We start from the raw sequence: 22,904 nt of genomic DNA, 5'->3' as shown, positions 1-22,904 counted from the left end.
AACCGGGTGGATCGCAACTATTTCCAAGCCTAGATTTAGCGCGAGATCACATTGGGGGCATGCGACGGCAACGCAAGCTCAGGAACCAAGCCATGACCGACCAGCATTTTGTCCTGTTCGACACCAGGATCGGCCTCTGCGCCATCGCCTGGGGCCCGCGCGGCATCAACGGCACGCAATTGCCGATGGGCGGCGAGCAGAAGATCCGCACCCGCATCAGCCAGCGCCACGGTGATGCCATCGAGGCCGAGCCGACCGCCGAGGTGCGCCAGGCGATCGACCGCATCGTCAAGCTGCTCGCGGGCGAGCCGGACGATCTCACCGATATCGAGCTCGATCTCGACGGCGTGCCTGACTTCAACCGCGGCGTCTACGAGATCGCCCGCGCCATTCCGCCCGGCAAGACCGTCACCTATGGCGACATCGCCAGGCAGCTCGGCGGCGTGCAGCTGTCGCGCGACGTCGGCCAGGCGCTCGGCCACAACCCGTGCCCGATCGTCGTGCCCTGCCATCGCGTGCTCGCCGCCGGCAACAAGCCCGGCGGCTTCTCGGCCAATGGCGGCGTGGTGACGAAGCTGAAGATGCTGGAGATCGAAGGCGCGCTGGTGAACCACACGCCGAGTTTGTTTGACTGAGGCGGCTTGCGCTGGCGTCGTAGGGTGGGCAAAGCCAAGCGTGTCCACCACATCGATCGTAACGAGGAAAAATGGTGGGCGCGGCGCTTTGCGCCTTTGCCCACCCTTGTATTAGCGCATCGGTATAGGATTGGCCCCGTTCCGTGAGGAATGGCCCAGCCCGGGTGGCCACCCTGGCTGGGCCGCCGATCGATCGGATCGATGCCCACCGAAGCCTTGAGGGCTGCGTTTCGTAGCAAGATCGCGGTCGGCACTTCATCGGGACCCGCATGGTTGAACGAACTTCAGGTTCGCATAACAAGGGAGGGTCGAGGAAGATGGCCAAGCGTAACACGATCTGTGCCGGGATCGATACCGGCAAACGCAAGCTCGACGTGGCGATCGATGGCAACTCTGAGCAGTTGCGGGTCGACAACACGGCAAGAGGTCACCAGGCGCTGGTGGAGTGGTTGAAGTGCCGCAAGGTAAAGAGGGTCGGGATCGAGGCAAGTGGAGGCTACGAGCAGGCGGTCGTTGCGGAGCTGCGGCGCAAGCGTTTCGTCGTCGTGCTGTTTCAGCCGAAGCAGGTCCGCGCCTATGCCACGTTCCGTCTGCTGCTGGCTAAGAACGACAGGATCGACGCGGCGCTGATCGCGACGTGCACTGCCGCGGTCAAGACGATCCATCCTGCACCGGATCCGCGGTTGCAGCCCTTTGCCGAGCATCTGACCATGATCGATCAGATCACGGAAGACATCGCAAGGCTGAAGAACCGGCTCGAGAGTTGCCGCGACAAGCGGATTCAAGGGGTTTGGAAGGCGCAGATCGCGCTGTTGGCAAAGTCCAAACGAGCCGAGTTCAAGGCGCTGCTGGCGGCGATCCGCAAGCATCCTGATCTCGCCGCACGGCTCGATCTGATCTACAGCGTCGCCGGCTGCGGTCTGCCGACCGCGGCTGCCGTCCTGATCAGGATGCCCGAGATCGGCAACATCACACGCGAACGGGCCTCAGCTCTCAGTGGACTGGCGCCTTACGACGACGATAGCGGCGAACGATCCGGTGCCCGTCACATCAAAGGTGGCCGTGAGCGGCTGCGTTGGGCGCTCTACAACGCGGCTCTTCCGGCATCCTCCCGATGGAACCCGCAGATGAAGGCTCTCTATACAAGGCTGATCGCCGCCGGAAAATCTCATAAATGCGCGCTGGTCGCTTGCGCCAGAAAGTTGCTCGTCACGATCAACGCCGTGGTCGCCCGCGGAACTCCGTGGATCGCCGAAGCGCCTCAAACTGCCAAGCTGCCCGCCACCTGATCGCGTTTCTTTGTTCGATCAGGCGGCCGTTTCTTCGTCCCGACCTTCCGCCTGGACGACGCCGTGCGCCGCGGCCGTCAAGGTTGGCCGTCGCGAACGCCCCGCGTCAAACTCGCTGCCGCCAGGCCACACCTTGACGGCTGCAAGCCCGGCGTCATGCTTGCGGAAAATCGGGAGAACCTTAATGGTTGCTACAAGTACCAGCCTAAATCTTCGCCGCCGTCTTCGGCCAATATTTGTCGCGCAGATGCCGCTTCACCAGCTTGCCCGTGGGCGTGCGCGGCAGCTCGGGCTCGAAATCGATCGAGCGCGGGCATTTGATCGCCGACAGCCGCGTCTTGCAGTAGGCGATCAAATCGACCTCGAGCGCCTTGCCGGCACGAGCCATGTCGTGCGGCTGCACCACCGCCTTCACCTCTTCGCCCATCTCCTCGTTCGGCACGCCGAACACGGCGACATCGGCAACGTCGGGGTGGGTGATCAGCACGTCCTCGGTCTCTTGCGGATAGATGTTCACGCCGCCGGAGATGATCATGTAGGACTTGCGGTCGGTGAGATAGAGAAAGCCGTCCTTGTCGAGGTAGCCGACGTCGCCGAGCGTGGACCAGCCCTTGGCGTTGTAGGCTTTCTTCGTCTTCTCGGCGTCGTTGTGATAGGCGAACGCGGGGGCGTCGGCGAAATAGACCGTGCCGATCTCGCCGGTCGGTTGCTCCTCATCGTTCTCGTCGAGAATCTTGATCTTGCCGACCACGGCGCGGCCGACGCTGCCGCGATGCTCCAGCCATTGCTGCGAGTTGCAGACGGTGACGCCATTGCCTTCCGAGCCGGCATAATACTCGATCAGGATCGGTCCCCACCACTCGATCATCTTCGCTTTCACGTCGACGGGGCAAGGCGCGGCGGCGTGGATCGCGCCCTTGAGCGTGGAAACGTTGTACTTCGCGCGGACTTCGTCCGGCAGCTTCAGCATGCGCACGAACATGGTCGGCACCAGCTGGGATTGGGTGACTTTGTATGTCTCGACAAGCTTCAGGAATTCTTCGGCGTCGAAGTGCTCCATGATGATGGAGGTGCCGCCGAGCACGATTGCCATCATATTGAAGCGCAACGGAGCTGCGTGATAGAGCGGTGCCGGCGAGAGATAGATGCTGTCGGCGTTCATGCCGCACATGTCGGCGCAGAGCACGCGCAGGAAGGCGTTCGGCGTATCGATCCTGTTGCCTTCGAAGGCCTTCTTGATGCCTTTGGGACGGCCGGTCGTGCCCGACGAATACAGCATGTCGTAGCCGGCGACCTCGTCGGCGATCGGCGTGGTCGGCTGCGCGGCGGCTTCCTTGTCGTAGGAGCGGAAGCCAGGCAGCGGGTCGTCCATCATGTAGAAGAGCGGCTCGCCGGCGGCGCCCTTGACGAGATCCTTGATCTGATCGGCGCATTTCGACGTGGTGATCACGATTTTGGCGCCGCAATCGGCGATGATGTAGTCGATCTCGTCCTGCTTCAGATAGCGGCTGATCGCGGTGTAATAGAGTCCGCTCCGCTGCGCGGCCCAGCACAGCTCCATGAAGGCGAGGCGATTCTCCATCAGCAGAGCGATGTGGTCGCCGGCCTTGAGGCCAAGCGAGCGGAACAGCTGCGCGCCCTGGTTCGAAAGCTCGTCGAGCTCGCGATAGGTGATCGCCTTGCCGGTCCCGGCCATTCGGTAGGCGATCTTGTCGGGCGTGGTCTTTGCGTGGATGGAGGGGTGGGTCATGGCGTTTCCTCAAAACGCGAATGGCGAGCAGCGAATGGCGAATAGGGAAGGGCAAGCCGCTCTTCGCCTAGTCACCATTCGCAACTCGCCACTCACTACTCGCTTTTTTTTCTTACAGCCGCTCGACGATCGTGACGTTGGCCATGCCGCCGCCTTCGCACATGGTCTGGAGGCCGTAGCGCTTGCCGCGCTGGTGCAGGGCGTGGACCAGCGTGGTCATCAGCTTGGTGCCGGAGCCGCCGAGCGGATGGCCGAGCGCGATGGCGCCGCCGTTGACGTTCAGGCGCGCCGGGTCGGCGCCGGTGGTCTTGAGCCAGCCGGTCGGCACCGAGGCGAAGGCCTCATTGACCTCGAACAGGTCTATGTCGTCGATCTTCATGCCGGCCTTCTCGAGCGCGCGCTTGGTGGCGTGCAGGGGAGCGTCGAGCATGATGACGGGGTCGCCGCCGGTCATGGTCATGTGGTGGATGCGCGCCAGCGGTGTGACGCCGAGCTGCTTCAGCCCGCGCTCGTTCACGACCATCACGCCGGAGGCGCCGTCGCAGATCTGGCTGGCGCTGGCGGCGCTGAGCTTGCCGTTCTCGGCGATCAGCTTGACGCCCTTGATGCCGTCGAGCGTGACGTCGAAGCGGATGCCCTCATCGATGTGGTGGGTGTCCTTGCTGCCGTCGGCGCGGGTGATGTCGAGCGGCAAGATCTCCTTCTTGAAGTGCCCGGCTTGCGTTGCCGCGATCGCGCGCTGATGGCTGTTATAGGAATATTGGTCCAGATCATCCTTCGACAGGCCGTACTTCTCGGCCATCATCTCGGCGCCGGTGAACTGGCTGAACACGATATTCGGATATCTCGCCTCGATGCCCGGGCTCTTGTAATTGCCGAAGCCGTTCTTGGCCGGCAGCTGCGAGGACAGGCCCATCGGCACGCGCGTCATCGATTCCACGCCGGCGGCGATGACGACGTCCATGGCGCCGGACATCACGGCCTGCGCGGCGAAATGCAGCGCCTGCTGCGAGGAGCCGCACTGGCGGTCGATCGAGGTGCCCGGCACGCTCTCCGGCAGCTTCGAGGCCATGATCGCGTTGCGCGCGACATTGTTGGATTGCTCGCCGACCTGCATGACGCAGCCCATGATCACGTCCTCGACCATGGCGGGATCGACCTTGGTGCGGTCGACCAGCTCGTTCAGCACTTTTGCGGCGAGATCCGCCGGATGCCAGCCGGCGAGACGGCCCCCCTTGCGCCCGCCCGCGGTACGCGCAGCGGCGACGATGTATGCCTCGGCCATGTTAGTCTCTCCCTGAATTGCTCTGAATAGGCTGGTTGTCGCGGCGGATTAAAAGGGCGCGACGTGATTTAGTCAATCGATCAATTAACTCTTGTGATGAGGCGCTGCTTGCGCTTATCTGCGCCCTCTCGACGCAGATTCAGGGATATCCGTGGTTACCAGCGTACCGAACAGGCTCCCGAGCGGAAAAAATTCCACGGCAGAGAAATTGCTCGTGGCCGCGAGCGAGTTGATGATCGAACGCTCCTCGATCGAGATTTCACTCAGCGACATCGCGCAGAAGTCGGGCGCGAACGCCGCGCTGGTCAAATATCATTTCGGCAACAAGGACGGCCTGCTGCTGGCGCTGCTCGCGCGGGACGCGGCGACGGAGATGTCCAATCTCGAATATCTGCTGGCGCAACCGATCACGGCGACGGCGAAGCTGAAGCTGCATATCGCCGGCATCATCCGGGCCTATCACCGGTTCCCCTATATGAACCGGCTGATCCATTATCTCCTGCACGAGAGCGTCGCCGGCTCCGCCGACGAAGTCTCAAAGTTCTTCGTCGCGCCGCTGCTCGACTTTCACCGCCGCCTGCTCGCCGAGGGCGTCAGCCGCGGCGAGTTCCGCGCCACCGATCCGGTGCTGTTCTACACCAGCCTGATCGGCGCCTGCGATCACCTGTTCTTCGGCCGGCACGCGATGTCTCGCGCGACCGGCGTCGGCCCGGTCACCGACGACGTCTGCCGGCAATATATCAAGCACATGGAAACGCTGATCTGCGGCGGCATCCTCACGCAAGTCGAGGAAGCTGCAGCGGCCGGATAATCCGGCCGAGACTTTGAAGTCTAGAGAAGAAACGCCCAAGGAAAGGTACAAGCGATGGAATTGAAAGACGTAGCCGTTCTCATCACCGGCGGCGGTTCGGGCCTTGGCGAAGCGACCGCCCGCGCCATGGCGGCCAAGGGCGCCAGGATCGGCGTGATCGACCAGAACAAGGACAATGCCGAGAAGGTCGCGGCCGAGGTGAAGGGCGTCGCGCTCCATGCCGACGTCACCAGCGAGGAGCAGATCAAGGCGGCGATTGCCAAGGCGGAAGCTGCCCATGGCGTTGCCCGCGTGCTGATGAACTGCGCCGGCATTGGCGGCTCGCAACGCATCGTCGGCCGCGACGGCGTCTATCCGCTGGAGAAATTCGCGCGCATCATCAATGTCAACCTGATCGGCACCTTCAACTGCCTGCGGCTGTTCGCCGAGCGCCTCGTCACGATCGAGCCGGTCGGTGAAGAACGCGGCGTCATCATCAACACGGCGTCGGTTGCCGCTTACGAAGGCCAGATCGGCCAGATCGCCTATTCGGCCTCGAAGGGCGGCGTCGTCGGCCTGACCCTGCCGGCCGCGCGCGACCTCGCCAGCCAAAAGATCCGCGTCAACACCATCGCTCCCGGCCTGTTCTTCACGCCGCTGCTGATGGGGCTGAACGAGGAAGCCCGCAAGAGCCTGGGCGCCCAGGTGCCGCATCCCTCGCGTCTCGGTGACGCCAAGGAATACGGCTCGCTCGCCGTGCATATCGTCGAGAATCCGATGCTGAATGGCGAGACCATCCGCCTCGACGGCGCCATCCGCATGGCTCCGCGGTAGGCGGGCTTCTTACCCTCCCCTGGAGGGAGAGGGTCGATCGCGCGAAGCGCGAGCGGGGAGGGGTGATCTCTCCACACGGGCAGCGTCTCAGGTGGAGAGACTGTCACCCCACCCCGTCTCACATTTCGCTGCGCTCAACGTGAGCCGACCCTCCCCCTCCAGGGGAGGGTGGTAGACGGCCTCCGTGTGGCACGAAAGGACGAGGCTCCCATGTCCCAACCGCTGCTGATCGAGCATGACGACGGCGTCGACCGGGTGACGCTCAATCGTCCTGACAGTCTCAATGCGCTCGATCCGGCGCTGATCGACGCGCTCAATGACTATTTCCAGGGCCTCCAGCGCAACCGGGAGACGCGCGTCGTCGTACTCCGGGGCGCCGGTCAGAATTTTTGCGCGGGCCTCGACCTCAAAGCGGCGATGGCTCGCCGGGCCGGGCAACAGGAGCCGCCCGGTGTCACGGAGTCACTCGACTCGCAGCGGCGCATCGCCGACATCGTGATGCTGATGCGGCGCTGTCCGCAGCCGATCCTGTCACTGGTGCAGGGCGCGGCGGCCGGCGGAGGCTTTGCGCTGGCGCTGGCGTCCGACATCCGTATCGCGACGAAATCGGCGCGAATGAATTGCGCTTTCATCAAGCTTGGGCTTGGCGGCTGTGACATCGGCACCAGCTATTTCCTGCCGCGGTTGGTCGGTGTGTCCGTGGCATCGGAACTGATCCTCACCGGGCGCTTCATCGGCGCCGAGCGCGCGCTGGCGGTTGGGCTGGTCTCGGAAGTCGTCGCGGAGGACAAGCTCGACGCCGCGGCCGAGCCCTATGTCGAGGCGATGATGATGGCTTCGCCCGTGGGCCTGCGTCTGTCCAAGGAATGCCTCAACATGAGTGTCGACGCGGGATCGCTGGAAGCGGTCATCGCCATGGAGGATCGCAACCAGGTCCTGTGCAGCCGCTCCGAGGAATTTTCGGAAGGCATCAGGGCCTTCCTTGAGAAGCGAAAGCCTGTCTATATCAAGCGCTGAACGAGAACGATCCGCAAAGGACGATAATTCCGGGAGACGCAAAATGAGTGGAAGCGCGGCGGCCGTGATGACGAAGCCCGCCTTTCGCAAGATCGAATGGCTTAAGCGCGACATCGACGTCGAGCGCCGCAGCGACGGTACGGTTGTGCTGAAGTCGCGCATTCCGCTGCAAGCTTACGAGACGCACATTCCGGCCTCGCTGGCGAAATGGGCGAAGGAAGCGCCCGAGCGCATCTGGCTGGCGCAGCGCGGCGGCCCCAACCGCGAATGGCGCAAGGTGTCCTATGGCGAAGCCAAGCGCACCGTGGATGCGCTGACGCAAGGCCTGCTCAATCTCGGACTCGACGGTCGTCCCGTTGCGATCCTCTCCGGAAATTCCATCGAGCATGCGCTGATGACGCAGGCCGCGATGCAGGCTCGCTCCCCCGCGGCGCCGGTGTCGCCGGCCTATTCCCTGATGAGCCACGATCACGTCAAGCTGAAGTACCTGTTCGACCTGATCAAGCCGGCCGTGGTGATGGTGCAGGACGGCCCGACTTTCGAGAAGGCGCTGAAGGCGATCGACCTCACCGGCGTGACCGTGGTTCACGTCATGCGCCCCTGCGACGGCATCACAAGCGTCAGTTTCGCCGATCTGGCGGCGACGCCAGTGACTGCCGATGTCGGTGCGTCGATCGCGAAGATCGCGCCGCAGACGGTCGGAAAACTGCTGTTCACGTCCGGCTCGACCGGCATGCCCAAGGCCGTCATCAACACGCAAGCAATGATGTGCGCCAATGCTGCGATGATGATGCAGGTGCGGCCGCGTTCGCCTGATGGTCCGATCGCGACCATGCTGGATTGGATGCCATGGAATCACACCATGGGCGGCAACGCGGCGTTTCACCCGATCCTGGTCGATGGCGGCACGCTCTATATCGACGACGGCCGGCCGATGCCGGGCCAGTTCGAGGAGACGCTGCGAAACCTCCGCGAGATCTCGCCGACCTACTACGCCAATGTGCCGGCGGGTTACGCGGCGCTCGCGGCCGCGATGGAGAAGGACGACGCGCTATGTCGTTCCTTCTTCAAGAACCTCTCGATCATGGCCTATGGCGGCGCGCGGCTGCCCGACGATCTCTACGACCGCATGCAAGCTCTCGCCGTGAAGACCACCGGCGAGCGCATCGTGTTCTATACCGGCTGGGGTTCGACGGAGACCGCACCGACCTCGACCGGCACCTATTGGAACACCGAGCGCGTCGGCCTGATCGGCCTGCCATTCCCCGGCGTCGAGTTGAAGATGGTGCCGTGCGGCTCGAAATACGAGCTGCGTCTTCGCGGCGTCAACGTCACGCCCGGCTATTTCGGCCAGCCGGAGCTGACGAAGAAGATGTTCGACGAGGAGGGCTTTTATTGCATCGGCGATGCCGGCATCTTCGTCGACGATGCCGATCCGGTGAAGGGCATCATCTTCGCCGGGCGCGTGGTCGAGGATTTCAAGCTCACCACCGGCACCTTCGTGCATGTCGGCTCGCTCCGCACCGATGCGATCGCAGCCGCGACGCCTGTCGTGCATGATGCGCTGGTCGCCGGGCAGGATCGTGCCTTCATCGGCCTGCTGGCCTGGCCGAATTTGCACGCCTGCCGCCAGCTCGTCGGCAACGTCGATCTCAGCTTCGAGGACGCGGTGAAGCATCCCGAGGTGATCGCCTGCTTCAGGCGAGGGCTGGAAGCGCACAATCGGGACTGCGAGGGCGCCAGCAGCCGCATCATCGGGCGCGCGATGCTGATGGCCGAGCCTCCCTCGATCGACGGCAACGAGCTGACAGACAAGGGCTACATCAACCAGCGCGCAGGCCTCGAACGCCGCGCTGTGCTGGTGGAGCGGCTCTATGCCGACAAGCCGGATCAGGATGTGATCGTGCTGCGATGAAGCAACGCTCTCTCAACCTCGTCATTCCGGGGCGCGACGAAGTCGCGAACCCGGAATCCATAACCACCAGTCTGGGTTATGGATTCCGGGCCTGGCCCTTCGGGCCATCCCGGAATGACGGCTCAATAACGATGAATAAGAGGTAAGCCGCCATGAACTTCGACTTCTCTGACGACCAGAAACAGCTCCGCGATCAGGCGCGCAAATTCCTCGCTGAAAAATGCTCCCCGAAGGCGGTGCGCGTGGTGCTCGACGGCAAGGCGCCCTATGACAAGGAGCTGTGGAAGGGCCTCGCCGAGATGGGCTTTCTCGGCGTCGCGATCCCCGAAGAGTTTGGTGGTGCCGGCGCCGGCCATCTCGAACTCTGCGTCATCGCAGAAGAGATGGGCCGGGCCAATGCGCCGGTGCCGTTCTCCTCGACCGTGTACCTTGCCGCCGAGGCGCTGCTGCTCGCGGGCAACGACGCGCAGAAAAAGAAGTGGCTGCCGGCAATCGCCTCGGGCGAGGCGATCGGCACGCTGGCGCTGTTCGAGGGCAAGGGCAATCCGGCGCCGAAAAACGTCAAGCTCACGGCTGCGAACGGCGTCTTGAACGGGGTCAAGAAGCCGGTCCCCGATGGTGCGATTGCGGATTTCGCGGTGGTCGCAGCGCGGACGGGATCGAGCGGGCGCGATGGCGACACCTCGCTGTTCCTGGTCGATCTCAAGGGCGCCGGCGTCGAGGTGAAGAGCCTCACCAATCTCGATCCGACCCGTGGACAAGCCGAGATCACTTTTAGCGATTGCAAGGCCGAGCCGCTGGGCGCTGCCGGCGATGGCTGGAGCGTCCTCACCCAGGTGCTCGATCGCGCCGCCGTACTCTGTGCGTTCGAGCAGGTCGGCGGCTCCGACCGCGCGCTGGAGATGGGCCGTGACTACGCGCTCGACCGAATCGCCTTCGGTCGCCAGATTGGCTCGTTCCAGGCGGTCAAGCACATGCTGGCCGACATGTATGTGTCGGCGACGCTGGCGCGCTCCAACAGCTATTATGGCGCCTGGGCGCTCTCGACCAACGCAGCCGAATTGCCGGAAGCCGCGGCCGCCGCGCGCATCAGCGCGACGCAGGCGTTCCAGCACTGCGCCAAGAACAACATCCAGGTTCACGGCGGCATGGGCTTCACGTGGGAGTTCGACTGCCACATGTACTACCGCCGCGCCAACGCGATGGCGCTCGGGCTCGGCAGTCTCTCTTATTGGGAAGACCAGTTGATCGACCGCATGCGGAAGAAGAACGCGGCGTGATGCAGGTGCGTAGGGTGGGTTAGCCGAGCGGCTTGCGCGAAGCGCAAGTCGCTTGGCGTAACCCACCTCTTCTCCCGATGGAAACCAAAGAGGTGGATTACGCCTTCGGCTAATCCACCCTACGAAGACAGAGACGAGACCATGAACTTCGAAGACACGCCGCAGGAAGCCGAATTTCGCGCCACCGCCCGCGCCTGGATCGGTGCCAATGCGCCCAAGCAATACGAGGACGAGCTGCGCAAATCCTCGCTCGGCCGCACCGTGCTCAGGAATGCCGACATTCTCGACGTGGCGAAAGCCTGGCAGAAAAAGAAGGCCGACGCCGGCTGGGCCTGCCTGCATTGGCCCAAGGAATATGGCGGCCGCGGGTCGTCGCCGATCGAGCGCGTGATCTGGCAGCAGGAGGAGGGACCGTTCGGCCTGTTGTCCCGCATGTTCATCATCGGCCACGGCATGTGCGGACCAACCATGATGGCGTTCGCGCGCGAGGAGCATAAGCGCACCTACCTCCCGCCCCTCGCCTCCGGCGAAAAAGTCTGGTGCCAGCTGTTCTCCGAGCCGGCGGGCGGCTCCGACGTCGCGGGGCTTCGCACGCGCGCGGAGAAGGACGGCGACGACTGGGTCATCAACGGCCAGAAAATCTGGACCTCGGGCGCGCATTATTCCGACTACGGCATTTTGCTGACCCGCACCGATCCGACCGTGCCCAAGCACAAGGGTCTTACCATGTTCTTCCTGGACATGAAGAGCCCCGGCGTCGAGGTAAGGCCGATCAAGCAGGCGAGCGGGGCCTCGGACTTCAACGAGGTCTATTTCACTAATGTCAGGATTCCCGATCACCAGCGCCTCGGCGAGGTCGGCGATGGCTGGAATGTCTCGCTGACCACGCTGATGAACGAGCGCAGCGCGATCGGTGCGGCCGTCTCGACTGGATTTCCTGAATTGTTCGAATACTGCTCCAGCTTGATGCTCGACGACGGCCCGGCGATCGAGGATCGCGCGGTGCGCTCGAAGCTGGCGAACTGGGCGGTGAAGGCGAGCGGGCTGAAATACACCAGCATGCGCGCGATCTCGGCGCTGTCGAAGGGCGAGCGGCCGGGCCCGGAGAATTCCATCGGCAAGCTGGTGGCGGGCTCGATGATCCAGGACGTCGCGACCTACGCGCTGGATTTGCAGGGCGCGAGCGGTGTCGTCAGCGGCGAGGACGCCGAGCTTGCCGGCCGTTTCCAGGCGATGCTGCTGCGTGCGCCCGGCACGCGCGTCGAAGGCGGCACCGACGAGATCATGCGCAACATCATCGCCGAGCGGGTACTGGGCCTGCCGGGTGACATCAGGGTCGACAAGGACGTGCCGTTCAACAAGATCCCGACCAAGGGAAGAGGGTAGAGGCTCGCCATGAATTTCGACGACACCCCGCAGGAAGCCGCATTCCGCGCCACCGCGCGCAAATGGATCGATGCCAATGCGCCGAAGGAATTGCAGGCCGAGCTGTCGAAATCCTCGCTCGGCCGTATCCGGCTTGCGAGCCACGACATCGTCGATGTCGGCAAGGCTTGGCAGAAGAAGAAGTTCGAGGGCAATTGGGCCTGTCTGCACTGGCCGAAGGAATATGGCGGCCGTGGCGCGACGCCGATCGAGAAGGTGATCTGGCAGCAGGAAGAGGGCGTCTACGGCAAGCTGACGCAGCCGTTCCAGATCGGCGAGGGCATGTGCGGCCCGACCGTGATGGCCTTCGGCAGCGAGGATGCCAAGCGCCGCTATTTGCCGAAGCTCGCTTCGGGCGAGGAGATCTGGTGTCAGCTGTTCTCCGAGCCGTCCGCCGGCTCCGACGTCGCAGGCCTGCGCACCCGCGCGGAGAAGAAGGGCGACAACTGGGTCGTCAACGGCCAGAAGATCTGGACCTCGGGCGCCCATTATTCCGATTACGGCCTTCTGATCGCGCGCACCGATCCGAATGTCCCCAAGCACAAGGGCCTCACCATGTTCTTCCTGGACATGAAGAGCCCCGGCGTCGAGGTCCGGCCGATCAGGCAGGCCAATGGCATGCAGGAGTTCAATGAGGTCTATTTCACCGATGTCGTGATCCCCGACAGCCAGCGGCTGGGCGCTGTCGGCGAGGGCTGGAGCGTGTCGTTGACCACGCTGATGAACGAACGCATGTCGATCGGCTCGCGCCTTGCCACCGGCGTACCTGAGATGTTCGAGTTCTGCTCCAATCTGATGCTGGAGGACGGTCTCGCCATCGACGATCCTGCGGTGCGTTCGAAACTCGCGAGCTGGGCGGCGAAGTCGAACGGGCTGAAATTCACCAGCTATCGCACCATCTCGGCGCTGTCGAAGGGCGAGCGGCCGGGGCCGGAGAATTCGATAGGCAAGCTGGTGTCGGGCATGATGCTGCAGGACATCGCGACCTACGCCATGGACCTGCAAGGTGCGGCCGGTGTTCTCACCGGCAACGACGAGGAGACGGTGCAGGGCCAGTTCCAGCAGATGCTGTTGTCCTCTCCCTCGATGCGCATCGCCGGCGGCACCGACGAGATCCTGCGCAAACATCATCGCCGAGCGGGTGCTGGGCCTGCCCGGCGACATCCGAGTCGACAAAGACGTGCCTTATAACAAGATCCCGACCAAGGGACGGTGATCTTACGTCTCGCGGTATCTCCATATCCAGATGCTCCGGGGCAATTCTGTCGGTGGGCACGGCGCCATGCGCCTTTGCCCACCCTACGAGAAGAGCGCGAGCTGATCCATGGACGCACAAGTGAAACAAAACGACCGCATCGGCGTGCTCGAAGAGCTGCTCAACGAGCGCTACTCCGTCCGCGCCTTCCTGCCCAAAGAGGTCGACCGCGCGACTATCGAGCATGTGCTGACGACCGCACAGCGCACGGCGTCCTGGTGCAACAGCCAGCCCTGGCAGGTGATCATCGCCAGTGGCGAGGCCAAGGAGCGCTTTCGCCAGGCGATCTACAAGGAGGCCTCGGGCGGTCTCGGTGACGATTACGACTTCACCCCGCCGCGCGAATATGTCGGCGTCTATCTCGATCGCCGCCGCGAAAGCGGTTTTCAGCTCTACAACACGCTCGGCATCGCCCGTGGCGACAGAAGCGCCTACGCCAGGCAGGCGCTCGAGAACTACAATTTCTTCGGCGCGCCGCATGTCGCCGTCATTCACACCAACGAGCCGCTCGGCATCTACGGTGCGATCGATTGCGGCGCCTATGTCTCCAATTTCATGCTGGCTGCGCAGGCGCTCGGGCTCGGCACGATTCCGCAGGCGGCGCTTGCGCGGCATTCCGGCCTGATCCGCCGCCACTTCAATCTGCCTGACGATCGCCGCATCGTCTGCGGCATCTCGTTCGGCTACGCTGACAACGCGCACAAGGTCAACAGCTACCGCACCTCGCGTGCGAGCGTGGCTGAAACGGTAACTTTCGCCGACGAGTGATCGAGACGCGTAAAGGCGGCCGCGAAACGGCCGCCTTTACATCGTTTCCGATCGATTGACGCCGGCCGCTATCCGCCGCTGCCACCGATTACGGCGCGAATGGTCTCGTCGGGCCCGAAGTCCTCGGCGCCGTCGACATAGAGCAGCGCGGCGAGCTTCGAGCGCGCGCGGTTGACGCGGCTCTTGATCGTGCCGACCGCACAGCCGCAGATCGAGGCCGCGTCTTCGTAGGAGAAGCCGGAGGCGCCGACCAGGATCAGCGCTTCACGCTGGTCCTGCGGAAGTTTTTCGAGCGCCGTGCGGAATTCCTCGAATTCGAGATGCGCGTTCTGCGACGGCTGTGTCTTCAGCGTCTTGGCGTAGTTGCCTTCGGCATCCTCGACCTCGCGCCGCCGCTTGCGATAGTCGGAGCGGAACAGGTTGCGCAGGATCGTGAACAGCCACGCCGGCAGATTGGAGCCGGGCTGGAACGAGTCGATGTTGGCGAGGGCGCGGAGCAGCGTCTCCTGGACCAAATCATCGGCGCGGTCCGCATTGCCGCTGAGCGAAATGGCGAACGCGCGCAGGCTCGGCACGGCCGCCAGAATGTCGTTACGCAGGGAGTCCGTGAGAGGCATTAATCCCTCCCATTGTTGTCGTTGGATCCGCCCTCTTCGCCCAATTGGGGTGTGGCCCCCGGCGCATCAAGCTTCTTGATCAGTTCGGCGAACCGATCCGGAACCCCCTGTCGCACGACATCGTCGTACATGGCGCGCAACTGATGCCCTATCCGGGATTGTATCTCCGGAGTAAGGCCTCCCTTGCCGGGGGTCGTGCTTCTGCTGGCTTGAGACTTGAGATCTTTCATGACCTGTTCCACGTTTCCCCGAGTTAAGTGACTGTAAAATCGAGAAGTTTTCTCAACCGGGAGCCGTTCCCTGGATAGGCACAATTCCAGGTTCGATAAATAGTTCCCGCTCAAGCGGAACTTTTCTTGGCCTGAGGCGTAAACAGCCCAGCAGGGGAACCCGGGCCCCCCTCCGATTGCCTGGACGTCAAGGTAGGTCCGAAGATGAATGGAGTGGGGATGTCCCGTTCACAGCTTGTTGCTGAACACTTGCCGTTGTTGCGCCGGTACGCACGCGCCCTGACGGGCAGCCAGGCCTCCGGTGACGCTTATGTCGCAGCCATGTTGGAAGCCATGCTGGGGGATCCGGCGGTGCTCGACGAGAGCCATGGGCCGCGCGTCGGCCTGTTCCGGTTGTTCACTCAGATCTGGAATTCGGTCTCCGTTAACGACGATTCCGAGGTGGCGACCTTGCCGATGCCGCCGGAGCGGCGGCTGTCGAACATCACGCCGCTGCCGCGGCAGGCGTTCCTGCTGCTCTCGCTGGAGGGATTTTCGGAAGAGGAAGTCGGCTACATCCTCGGCACCGACGTCGCCGAAACCCGGCGGCTTGCGGATGCCGCGGGACGCGAGATGGCCGCCGAGATCGCCACCGACGTGCTGATCATCGAGGACGAGACCTTCATCGCCATGGACCTCGAGAGCCTGGTGAAGAATCTCGGCCACAATGTCGTCGGCGTCGCCCGCACGCATGCTGATGCGGTGGCACTGGCCAAGAACAAGCGGCCCGGCCTCATCCTCGCCGACATCCAGCTCGCCGACGGCTCGTCGGGCCTGGACGCGGTCAACGAGCTGCTCCGCACCTTCGAGGTGCCTGTGGTGTTCATCACGGCGTACCCGGAGCGCTTCCTCACCGGCGAGCGCCCCGAGCCGGCGTTCCTGATCTCAAAGCCGTTCCAGCCCGCGATGGTGTCGGCGGTGGCGAGCCAGGCACTATTCTTCCAGCGCAACTCGCGCAACCGCGCGCCGAAGGCGCCGGCGGCTTAACAGCGCCGGCCATTTGGCGAAACGATCCGATCCGGCGTGCCGCAAGGCACGTCGCATTTTTCGTGACCGCCTGTCGTGCTTGACGCGTGCCGGCTCCGCCGCTCATACCTCCTGCAGGGATCCCAGCCGGAGATGAGATGTGCCCATGGACCAGCAGTTGCTCGACCGCCTCGCCATCCGCGACCTCGTCGAGAACTGGGCGGTCTGGCGCGATGCCGGTGATTGGGAGCGCTTCGCCACGGTCTGGCACGACGAGGGCTGGATGTCGGCCACCTGGTTTCAGGGGCCGGCGCGGGATTTCATGCGCGTCAGCCAGGAGGGGTTTACCAGGGGCGTTCGCATCCTGCATTTCCTCGGCGGCACCAGCATCGATCTCGCAGGCGCGCGCGCCATCGCCCAGACCAAGATGACGATCTCGCAGCGCGCCCCGGTGCACGACGTGGTCTGCGATGTCGTCTGTACCGGCCGCTTCTACGATTTCCTGGAAAAGCGACAGGGGCGCTGGGGCATCGTCCGCCGCCAGCCGATCTATGAGAAGGACCGGATCGACCCGGTCGATCCCGCAGCAGAGCTCCGCCTCGACCAGAAAGCGCTCGCCGCGCTCCCTGAAGGCTATCGCCACCTCGCCTACATGCAGGAGCTGATCGGCTACAAGGTCAAGCGCGACATGCCGGGCCTGATTGGTCCCGAGGTCGAGAAGCTCTACGGCGAAGGGCGGGAATGGCTGGCGGGGAAGTGAACCCCAGACAAGAGTAAGGCGCGACTGGCATCACCACAGTCGCGCCCTACGTCGCCGGCTTATGGGGCAGGGGGGAATAGCCGGCTGTTGAGACGACTCCCGCCTGCGCGAGACGTTCCACGCCGTGCGAAATATTTTGGCGAAATTTTTTGCGTACGCTGTCGCGCGTATCGGACACGGTTAAGTGATCGTAACCGCTGAGAACCCCTGATCCTCCCCCGGCGTTGTTCCCGCGATCGCCATGGGGCGAGGGATCGACAGCCATGTCACAGATTTACAAAGCATTTTTCGGTGCCGCCTCGATTACATTCGCGCTCGGCGCTGCGCAGCTGGCCTCCGGCCACGATCTGGCCGACCGTTGGCAGACGGTCGCCGGCAAAGCCGATCAGCCCGGCCACAACATCAACCGCTCCGGCAAGTCCGACCGGCTCGCCGACATCAAGCAGGGAGTTCCCACCCGCACCGTCTCAATGCGGTTGAATGACCTTCCCGCTACGTCAGTGCTGCTCCGCGTCCCCGCAGTCATCGAGACCGGCAGTGCCAAGCCGCCGCTCACGCTGCAGAAGCAGGGCCGAAACAAGCCGACGATCGCCTGCGAGCCGATGGTCAGCTCCCTTACCGAGGTCGCAAAGCTGCTCCAACCGGGCCGCTGCGTGACCTGACCCGCCGGGGCGCCGGATAGATCGTTATCCGGCCGGAGGCGATTCTTCACATCCACTTGATCCCCTGTACGCTCGCGTTATATCCCGGGTTTCTTCCCTTTCGTTTTGACCGGGTAAACGCATGACGACGTCAGACACGGCTGTGCATACACAGCCTTTCCAGGCCGAGGTTTCCGAGCTGCTGCACCTGATGGTGCACTCCGTCTATTCCGAGACCGATATCTTCCTGCGCGAGCTCGTCTCCAACGCCTCGGACGCCTGCGACAAGCTTCGCTATGAGGTGATCGCAAGTCCTTCGCTGCTGGGCGAGGGCGACGCGCTCAAGATCCGCATCATCCCGAACAAGGCGGCCGGGACGCTCACGATCGCCGACAACGGCATCGGCATGGAGCGGCAGGAGCTGATCGACCATCTCGGCACCATCGCCCGCTCCGGCACCAAGGCGTTCGTGTCCAAGCTGAAGGAGGCCAAGGACGGCCTCGGCCTGATCGGCCAGTTCGGCGTCGGCTTCTATTCCGCCTTCATGGTCGCCGATAAGATCGTCGTGGTCAGCCGCCGCGCCGGCGAGAGCGACGTCTGGACCTGGACGTCCTCCGGCGGCTCCGGCTTCGAGATCGCCCGTGCCAGCGACGAGGAAGCGGCGCGTGTGACGCGCGGCACCGAGATCGTCCTGCATCTGAAAGACGACGCCAAGAAATATCTCGAGGCCTTCGAGATCGAGCGCATCATCGGTGCCTATTCCGACAACATCCTGTTCCCGATCGAGCTGGTGCCGGAAGAAGGCGAGCCGCGCCAGATCAATTCGGCGAGCGCGTTGTGGCAACGCTCGAAATCCGAGCTGACGGCGGACGACTACAAGAAGGCCTATCAGCAGATCGCATCCGCCTTCGACGATCCCGCGATGACACTGCATTACCGTGCCGAGGGCCGCTACTCTTACGCCGTGTTGCTGTTCGCGCCCTCGACCAAGCCATTCGACCTGTTCGAGCCGAACCGCAAGGGCCGGGTGAAGCTCTACGTCCGCCGCGTCTTCATCACCGACGATGCCGATCTGCTCCCGGGATACTTGCGCTTCATCCGTGGCGTCGTCGACAGCGAGGACCTCCCGCTCAACATCTCCCGCGAGATGTTGCAGAACAATCCGCAGCTGGCGCAGATCCGGAAAGCGGTGGCGACCCGCGTCGTCAACGAGCTCGAAAGCCTCGCCGAGAAGGACGCCGAGAATTTTGCGAAGATCTGGGACGCCTTCGGCGCGGTGCTCAAGGAAGGCATTTACGAGGATTTCGAGCGCCGCGAAAAGCTGCTGGCACTGTCACGCTTCACAACGACATCGGGCGAGAAGCGGTCGCTGAAGCAGGTCATCGCCGATTTCAAGCCGAACCAGACCGAGATCTATTATCTCGTCGGCGACAGCATCGAGCGGCTGAAATCCAATCCGCGGCTGGAGGCTGCGACCGCGCGCGGCATCGAGGTGCTGCTGCTGTCCGATCCCGTCGATGCGTTCTGGACCTCGATGCCGTCGGAGTTCGACGGCAAGCCGCTGAAGTCGCTGAGCCAGGGCGATCTCAATCTCGACCTGATTCCGCGCGTCGACGACAACGATGAAGCAAAGAAGGACGAGCCGGAGGCCGATGAAGCGGCCACCATCGCCGTCATCAAGGCCGCGCTCGGCGAGCGCGTCAGTGACGTCAAGGCCTCGACGCGCCTCACCAGCTCGGCCTCCTGCCTCGTCGCCGACAGCCAGGGCCCGAGCCGCGAGCTCGAGCGCATCCTGTCGCAGCAGAACCGCGGCGTGAAGACCAAGCCGATCCTGGAAATCAATCTGCGCCATCCGATGGTGGGCGCGATCACCAAGGCGCAAGCCGGCTCCAAGGCGGTCGACGATCTCAGCCTGCTCCTGCTCGAGCAGGCGCAGATCCTGGACGGTGAACTGCCGGAGGATCCGGCCGCGTTTGCGGCGAGGCTGAACCGGCTGGTGTTGCAAGGGCTTGGCGCCTAGCGCCGCAGTCCCAGCACTCACCTTGCCGTCATCTGTCCTAGGAACAGTCGCCGTCGGCCTCGTGTTATGCCATAGCAGGTCGTCGGCATCAGCCGGGCCGCCGATTCGAGGATGAAGTTCATGCGCTTGCCGATTCTGACTCTCGCCGCGATTGCCACGCTGTTGGTCGCGGCCGATGCCAGCGCCCAAACCTACGATCCGCGCTACCCCGTGTGCATGCACGTCTATACGCCCGGCGGCTTCGGCGGTGGCGGCGGCGACTATTTCGACTGCTCCTTCACTTCGCTGCCGCAGTGCCGTGCGACCGCGTCGGGCCGCTCGGCGAGCTGCGACGTCAACCCCTACTACCGCTTCGACCAGCCGCCGCAGCAGCCGCGCCGGCGTCACAAGAAACAGCATTGAGGATCCGCAATGCAGGGTATCGGAACACAGCTCATGCGTTTCTCATTCGGCCTGATCATGATCGCCGGGACGCTGCTCACGCCCGCGTCCTCGCATGCGCAGACCTTTGATCCGCGGTACCCCGTCTGCATGCACGTTTATTCAGGTGCGAACGGGGGCGGCGGGGAGTGGTACGACTGCTCCTTCACCTCGTTGCCGCAGTGCCGCGCCACCGCATCGGGCCGCTCCGCAATCTGCGATATCAACCCGTATTATCCGGTCCACGCGCCGGCATCGTACCATTCCCGCAAGCCGCGCGGCCGTTAGCCTTTGGGCTCCCCTCGGCGACGACCGTTGAGCTAGGTCAAAGTCTGCATCTGCGTCCCCGGACACTCTCGGCGCGCAGCCCGACGTCAGGAGGCCGGCGTCATGCCGGCCCTTCAGATCGGGCGCATGACGCGAGGAGGATTCCATGAACAGGTGCACCCTTACGGCGCTCGTCGGCTCGACCCTTGTCATGATCGCCGTCCAGCCGGCCCGCGCGGACGTGATCGCGCGTTAGGAATGCAGCCTTGCCGGCTTCTTCACCGAGGAGCCGATTGGCGACCATCCCGATCACAATCTGGTGGCGCAGGACTATGTCTGCGTCGGCGTCGAGGGATTGCTGAAGGGCGCGGTCTATTCCGCGTCGAATGTCGTCGAGTGGGACGGCCCCAAGGCGACGATGGTGATGGGTGGCGGCGTGCACCGCATTCCCGGCGGACGCCTCGTGACGCAGCTGACCGAAGGCTCCGCCAAGGCCGTGATGAAGGACGGCAAGCCCGTTGGCGTCGAATCCGTGGGCAAGGGAATCGTCAAGTTCGCATCCGGCCCATTCGCCGGCCTGAACGGCAAGACGGTCGGATTCGTCACGAAGCCGATCAATCCGATCCGGTTCAATCTCGAATTCACGGCGGATTGAGGCAGCGCGATACTCTGCAACCGCGCATGCCGATCCCATTGGCGTGGTAAAGGATCGCTAGAGTTAATCGCGTCCTAACCGGGTTTTACCTTGTCTCTTAACACCTGGGCAGGGCGCGCGGGCTAAGCTTCGGAAGACAGCAGATAGCCCCGAAAGCATGAACGGTATGACGACCGGTATCATCGAGCGCCCGAAAGCCGCGCGTGCGCCTTCGGCTTCAAAGATCTGGCTGAAGGCCATCGAGCTCACCGCGCGGATCGAGACGCTGCCGGGACGTCTGTTCGCGGACGTCATCGACGATTGGGCGCAGCGGCAGCCCGACCGCGTCGCGCTGATCACGGACGACGCAAGTCTCGACTATGAAGGCCTGTCGAAGCGCATCAACCGCTACGCGCGCTGGGCGCGCTCGGCCGGCGTGGCCAAGGGTGATACGGTCGCCTTGATCATGCCGAACGGCGTCGATTATGTCGCGGCATGGCTCGGCATCAGCCGGATCGGCGGCGTGGCCGCGCTGCTCAACACCAAGCTGGTGGGACAGTCGCTCGCGCATTGCCTCGACGTCGCAAAGCCCTCGCATATCATCGTTGCGCAGGAGCTGACGGAGATGCTGGAGAGTGCAACGCCGCATCTGAAGACGCAGGCCAAGGTCTGGACTCATGGCGATGCCCGCAGCGAGCGCGCCATCGACGTCGCCCTCGCGGCGCTGGACGATGCTCCCATGTCGCCGGAGGAGCGCGGTGAGGTCACCATCGACGACCGTGCGCTGCTGATCTACACCTCGGGCACGACAGGCCTGCCGAAGGCCGCCAGCATCAGCCACCGCCGCATTCTCAATTGGGGCTTCTGGTTCGCCGGTCTCACCGGCGCGAGCCCGCAAGACCGGCTCTACGATTGCCTGCCGCTGTTCCACTCGGTCGGCGGCATCGTCGCGCCGTGCAGCATGCTGGCCGCCGGCGGCTCGGTGGTGATCGCGGAGAAATTCTCGGCCTCGCATTTCTGGTCAGACATCGTGCGGCATGACTGCACGCTGTTTCAATATATCGGCGAGCTCTGCCGTTATCTGCTCAAGGCGGCGCCCTCGGAATATGAGAACCGGCATCGTCTCCGCCTCGTCTGCGGCAACGGCCTGCGCGGCGACATCTGGGAAGACTTTCAGGCGCGCTTTGCCATTCCGCGCATCCTCGAATTCTATGCGGCCACCGAAGGCAATTTCTCGCTGTTCAACGTCGAGGGACAGCCGGGCGCGATCGGCCGCATCCCGCCGCTGCTGGCGCATCGCTTTCCCGCCAATCTCGTCAAGCTCGACCCTGACAGCGGCGTGCCGCTGCGCAACGAAGAGGGGTTTTGCCTCGCCTGCGCCCGCGGTGAGGCTGGCGAGGCCATCGGCCGCATCGGCACCGCCGATGAAGGCGGTGGCCGCTTCGAGGGCTACACCGATGCCGGCGAGACCGAGAAGAAGGTTCTTCGCGATGTCTTCGCCAGCGGCGATGCCTGGTTTCGCACCGGCGATCTGATGCGGATCGACGACAAGGGCTTCTTCCATTTCGTCGATCGGATCGGGGACACCTTCCGCTGGAAGGGCGAGAACGTCGCGACCTCGGAGGTGAACGACGCGATGCGCGACTTTACCGGTGTGGTCGACGCCACCACCTACGGCGTCAACATTCCCGGCGCGGACGGCCGCGCCGGCATGAGCGCGATCGTCGTCAATGGGGGCTTCGAGATCGAGGCATTGCCCGCACATCTGGCGCAACGCTTGCCGGCCTATGCGCGCCCGGTCTTCATTCGCATCTCCAGCGAGATCGATGCGACCGAGACGTTCAAGCAGAAGAAGGGCGACCTCGCACGGGAGGGCTTCGATCCCGGCGCGATCTCCGACCCGCTGTTCATGGCAGATCCGAAGTCCGGGACCTATGTGGCGTTGGATACGGAGGCCCATGCGCGGATCGTGGACGGCTCGATCAGGCTGTAGATGCCGCCAAAATCCGCTGATAGGTCCAATTTTATCTGAATTGTCCAAGAAGCCATTTACTTCTCTCGGGTAAA

Annotated in this window: 21 protein-coding genes and 1 pseudogene; 18 read left to right on the top strand and 4 right to left on the bottom strand. The window is 63.7% G+C overall.

Annotated elements, in window-relative coordinates:
- Positions 1–92 precede the first annotated feature (92 nt).
- Both IVB24_RS37570 and IVB24_RS37565 read left to right on the top strand, forming a co-directional pair.
- Positions 93–635, top strand: a complete 543-nt coding sequence (locus tag IVB24_RS37570) for a methylated-DNA--[protein]-cysteine S-methyltransferase (protein WP_247771566.1) — start codon at positions 93–95, stop codon at positions 633–635.
- A gap of 317 nt (positions 636–952) precedes the next feature.
- Complete coding sequence (locus IVB24_RS37565; RefSeq protein ID WP_247768358.1) at positions 953–1,924, top strand: IS110 family transposase; 972 nt, start codon at positions 953–955, stop codon at positions 1,922–1,924.
- A gap of 205 nt (positions 1,925–2,129) precedes the next feature.
- Here the strand turns inward: IVB24_RS37565 and IVB24_RS37560 are convergent, their stop codons facing one another.
- The gene (locus IVB24_RS37560; protein ID WP_247771565.1) at positions 2,130–3,674 is read right to left on the bottom strand and encodes an acyl-CoA synthetase; all 1,545 of its coding nucleotides are present in this window, start codon (positions 3,672–3,674) and stop codon (positions 2,130–2,132) included.
- Positions 3,675–3,786: 112 nt separating this feature from the next.
- On the bottom strand, positions 3,787–4,959 hold the full coding sequence (locus tag IVB24_RS37555) for an acetyl-CoA C-acetyltransferase (RefSeq protein WP_247771564.1): 1,173 nt from the start codon (positions 4,957–4,959) through the stop codon (positions 3,787–3,789).
- A 232-nt stretch (positions 4,960–5,191) separates the two neighbouring features.
- On the opposite strand from IVB24_RS37555, the gene IVB24_RS37550 reads away from it, so the two are divergent.
- The 8 genes and pseudogenes from IVB24_RS37550 to IVB24_RS37515 all read left to right on the top strand — a co-directional run bounded on the left by IVB24_RS37550 (position 5,192) and on the right by IVB24_RS37515 (position 14,243).
- Positions 5,192–5,770, top strand: a complete 579-nt coding sequence (locus IVB24_RS37550; RefSeq protein ID WP_244607515.1) for a TetR family transcriptional regulator — start codon at positions 5,192–5,194, stop codon at positions 5,768–5,770.
- Positions 5,771–5,824: 54 nt separating this feature from the next.
- Positions 5,825–6,583 carry an SDR family NAD(P)-dependent oxidoreductase gene (locus tag IVB24_RS37545; protein ID WP_094973236.1) on the top strand — a complete coding sequence of 253 codons (759 nt, stop codon included), beginning with the start codon at positions 5,825–5,827 and terminating at the stop codon, positions 6,581–6,583.
- A gap of 210 nt (positions 6,584–6,793) precedes the next feature.
- A complete protein-coding gene (locus IVB24_RS37540) occupies positions 6,794–7,600 on the top strand; it encodes an enoyl-CoA hydratase/isomerase family protein (RefSeq protein ID WP_247771563.1) in 807 nt (268 codons plus the stop codon).
- Positions 7,601–7,643: 43 nt separating this feature from the next.
- Positions 7,644–9,515, top strand: coding sequence for an AMP-binding protein (locus IVB24_RS37535; protein WP_247771562.1), 1,872 nt, complete (start codon positions 7,644–7,646; stop codon positions 9,513–9,515).
- Positions 9,516–9,667: 152 nt separating this feature from the next.
- Positions 9,668–10,795, top strand: coding sequence for an acyl-CoA dehydrogenase family protein (locus IVB24_RS37530; RefSeq protein WP_247771561.1), 1,128 nt, complete (start codon positions 9,668–9,670; stop codon positions 10,793–10,795).
- 141 nt (positions 10,796–10,936) lie between these two features.
- Complete coding sequence (locus tag IVB24_RS37525; RefSeq protein ID WP_094973232.1) at positions 10,937–12,181, top strand: acyl-CoA dehydrogenase; 1,245 nt, start codon at positions 10,937–10,939, stop codon at positions 12,179–12,181.
- A 9-nt stretch (positions 12,182–12,190) separates the two neighbouring features.
- Positions 12,191–13,436 (top strand): annotated as a pseudogene (locus IVB24_RS37520) (acyl-CoA dehydrogenase).
- A 108-nt stretch (positions 13,437–13,544) separates the two neighbouring features.
- Complete coding sequence (locus IVB24_RS37515) at positions 13,545–14,243, top strand: nitroreductase (RefSeq protein ID WP_166467279.1); 699 nt, start codon at positions 13,545–13,547, stop codon at positions 14,241–14,243.
- 68 nt (positions 14,244–14,311) lie between these two features.
- On the opposite strand, the gene IVB24_RS37510 is transcribed toward IVB24_RS37515, so the two are convergent.
- Entirely contained in the window at positions 14,312–14,860 is a 549-nt protein-coding gene (locus IVB24_RS37510; protein WP_084251855.1) for a sigma-70 family RNA polymerase sigma factor, read from the bottom strand.
- Positions 14,860–15,090 carry a NepR family anti-sigma factor gene (locus IVB24_RS37505; RefSeq protein WP_162406989.1) on the bottom strand — a complete coding sequence of 77 codons (231 nt, stop codon included), beginning with the start codon at positions 15,088–15,090 and terminating at the stop codon, positions 14,860–14,862. Before IVB24_RS37505 ends, IVB24_RS37510 begins: the two co-directional genes overlap by 1 nt.
- A gap of 219 nt (positions 15,091–15,309) precedes the next feature.
- Between IVB24_RS37505 and IVB24_RS37500 the strand changes: the two genes are divergently transcribed.
- From IVB24_RS37500 to IVB24_RS37465, 8 genes are all read left to right on the top strand, one after another.
- On the top strand, positions 15,310–16,116 hold the full coding sequence (locus tag IVB24_RS37500) for a response regulator (RefSeq protein WP_162307352.1): 807 nt from the start codon (positions 15,310–15,312) through the stop codon (positions 16,114–16,116).
- Between the two features lie 145 nt (positions 16,117–16,261).
- Complete coding sequence (locus tag IVB24_RS37495; protein ID WP_247771560.1) at positions 16,262–16,855, top strand: nuclear transport factor 2 family protein; 594 nt, start codon at positions 16,262–16,264, stop codon at positions 16,853–16,855.
- A 263-nt stretch (positions 16,856–17,118) separates the two neighbouring features.
- Positions 17,119–17,517, top strand: coding sequence for a hypothetical protein (locus IVB24_RS37490; RefSeq protein ID WP_247771559.1), 399 nt, complete (start codon positions 17,119–17,121; stop codon positions 17,515–17,517).
- 121 nt (positions 17,518–17,638) lie between these two features.
- Complete coding sequence (htpG, locus tag IVB24_RS37485; protein WP_247771558.1) at positions 17,639–19,516, top strand: molecular chaperone HtpG; 1,878 nt, start codon at positions 17,639–17,641, stop codon at positions 19,514–19,516.
- A 120-nt stretch (positions 19,517–19,636) separates the two neighbouring features.
- Positions 19,637–19,918 (top strand): DUF3551 domain-containing protein, encoded by a 282-nt coding sequence (locus IVB24_RS37480; RefSeq protein WP_094973508.1) that lies wholly within the window; start codon positions 19,637–19,639, stop codon positions 19,916–19,918.
- A 33-nt stretch (positions 19,919–19,951) separates the two neighbouring features.
- Positions 19,952–20,224 (top strand): DUF3551 domain-containing protein, encoded by a 273-nt coding sequence (locus IVB24_RS37475; protein ID WP_166477230.1) that lies wholly within the window; start codon positions 19,952–19,954, stop codon positions 20,222–20,224.
- A 298-nt stretch (positions 20,225–20,522) separates the two neighbouring features.
- Complete coding sequence (locus IVB24_RS37470) at positions 20,523–20,858, top strand: hypothetical protein (protein WP_247771557.1); 336 nt, start codon at positions 20,523–20,525, stop codon at positions 20,856–20,858.
- 157 nt (positions 20,859–21,015) lie between these two features.
- On the top strand, positions 21,016–22,830 hold the full coding sequence (locus IVB24_RS37465) for a long-chain-acyl-CoA synthetase (protein ID WP_247771556.1): 1,815 nt from the start codon (positions 21,016–21,018) through the stop codon (positions 22,828–22,830).
- Positions 22,831–22,904 lie beyond the last annotated feature (74 nt).

The sequence above is a fragment of the Bradyrhizobium sp. 192 genome (assembly GCF_023100965.1).
Classification (GTDB): Bacteria; Pseudomonadota; Alphaproteobacteria; order Rhizobiales; family Xanthobacteraceae; genus Bradyrhizobium; species Bradyrhizobium symbiodeficiens.
Note: the sequence above shows the minus strand (reverse complement) of the source record. Positions and strands in the feature narration are given on the sequence as shown.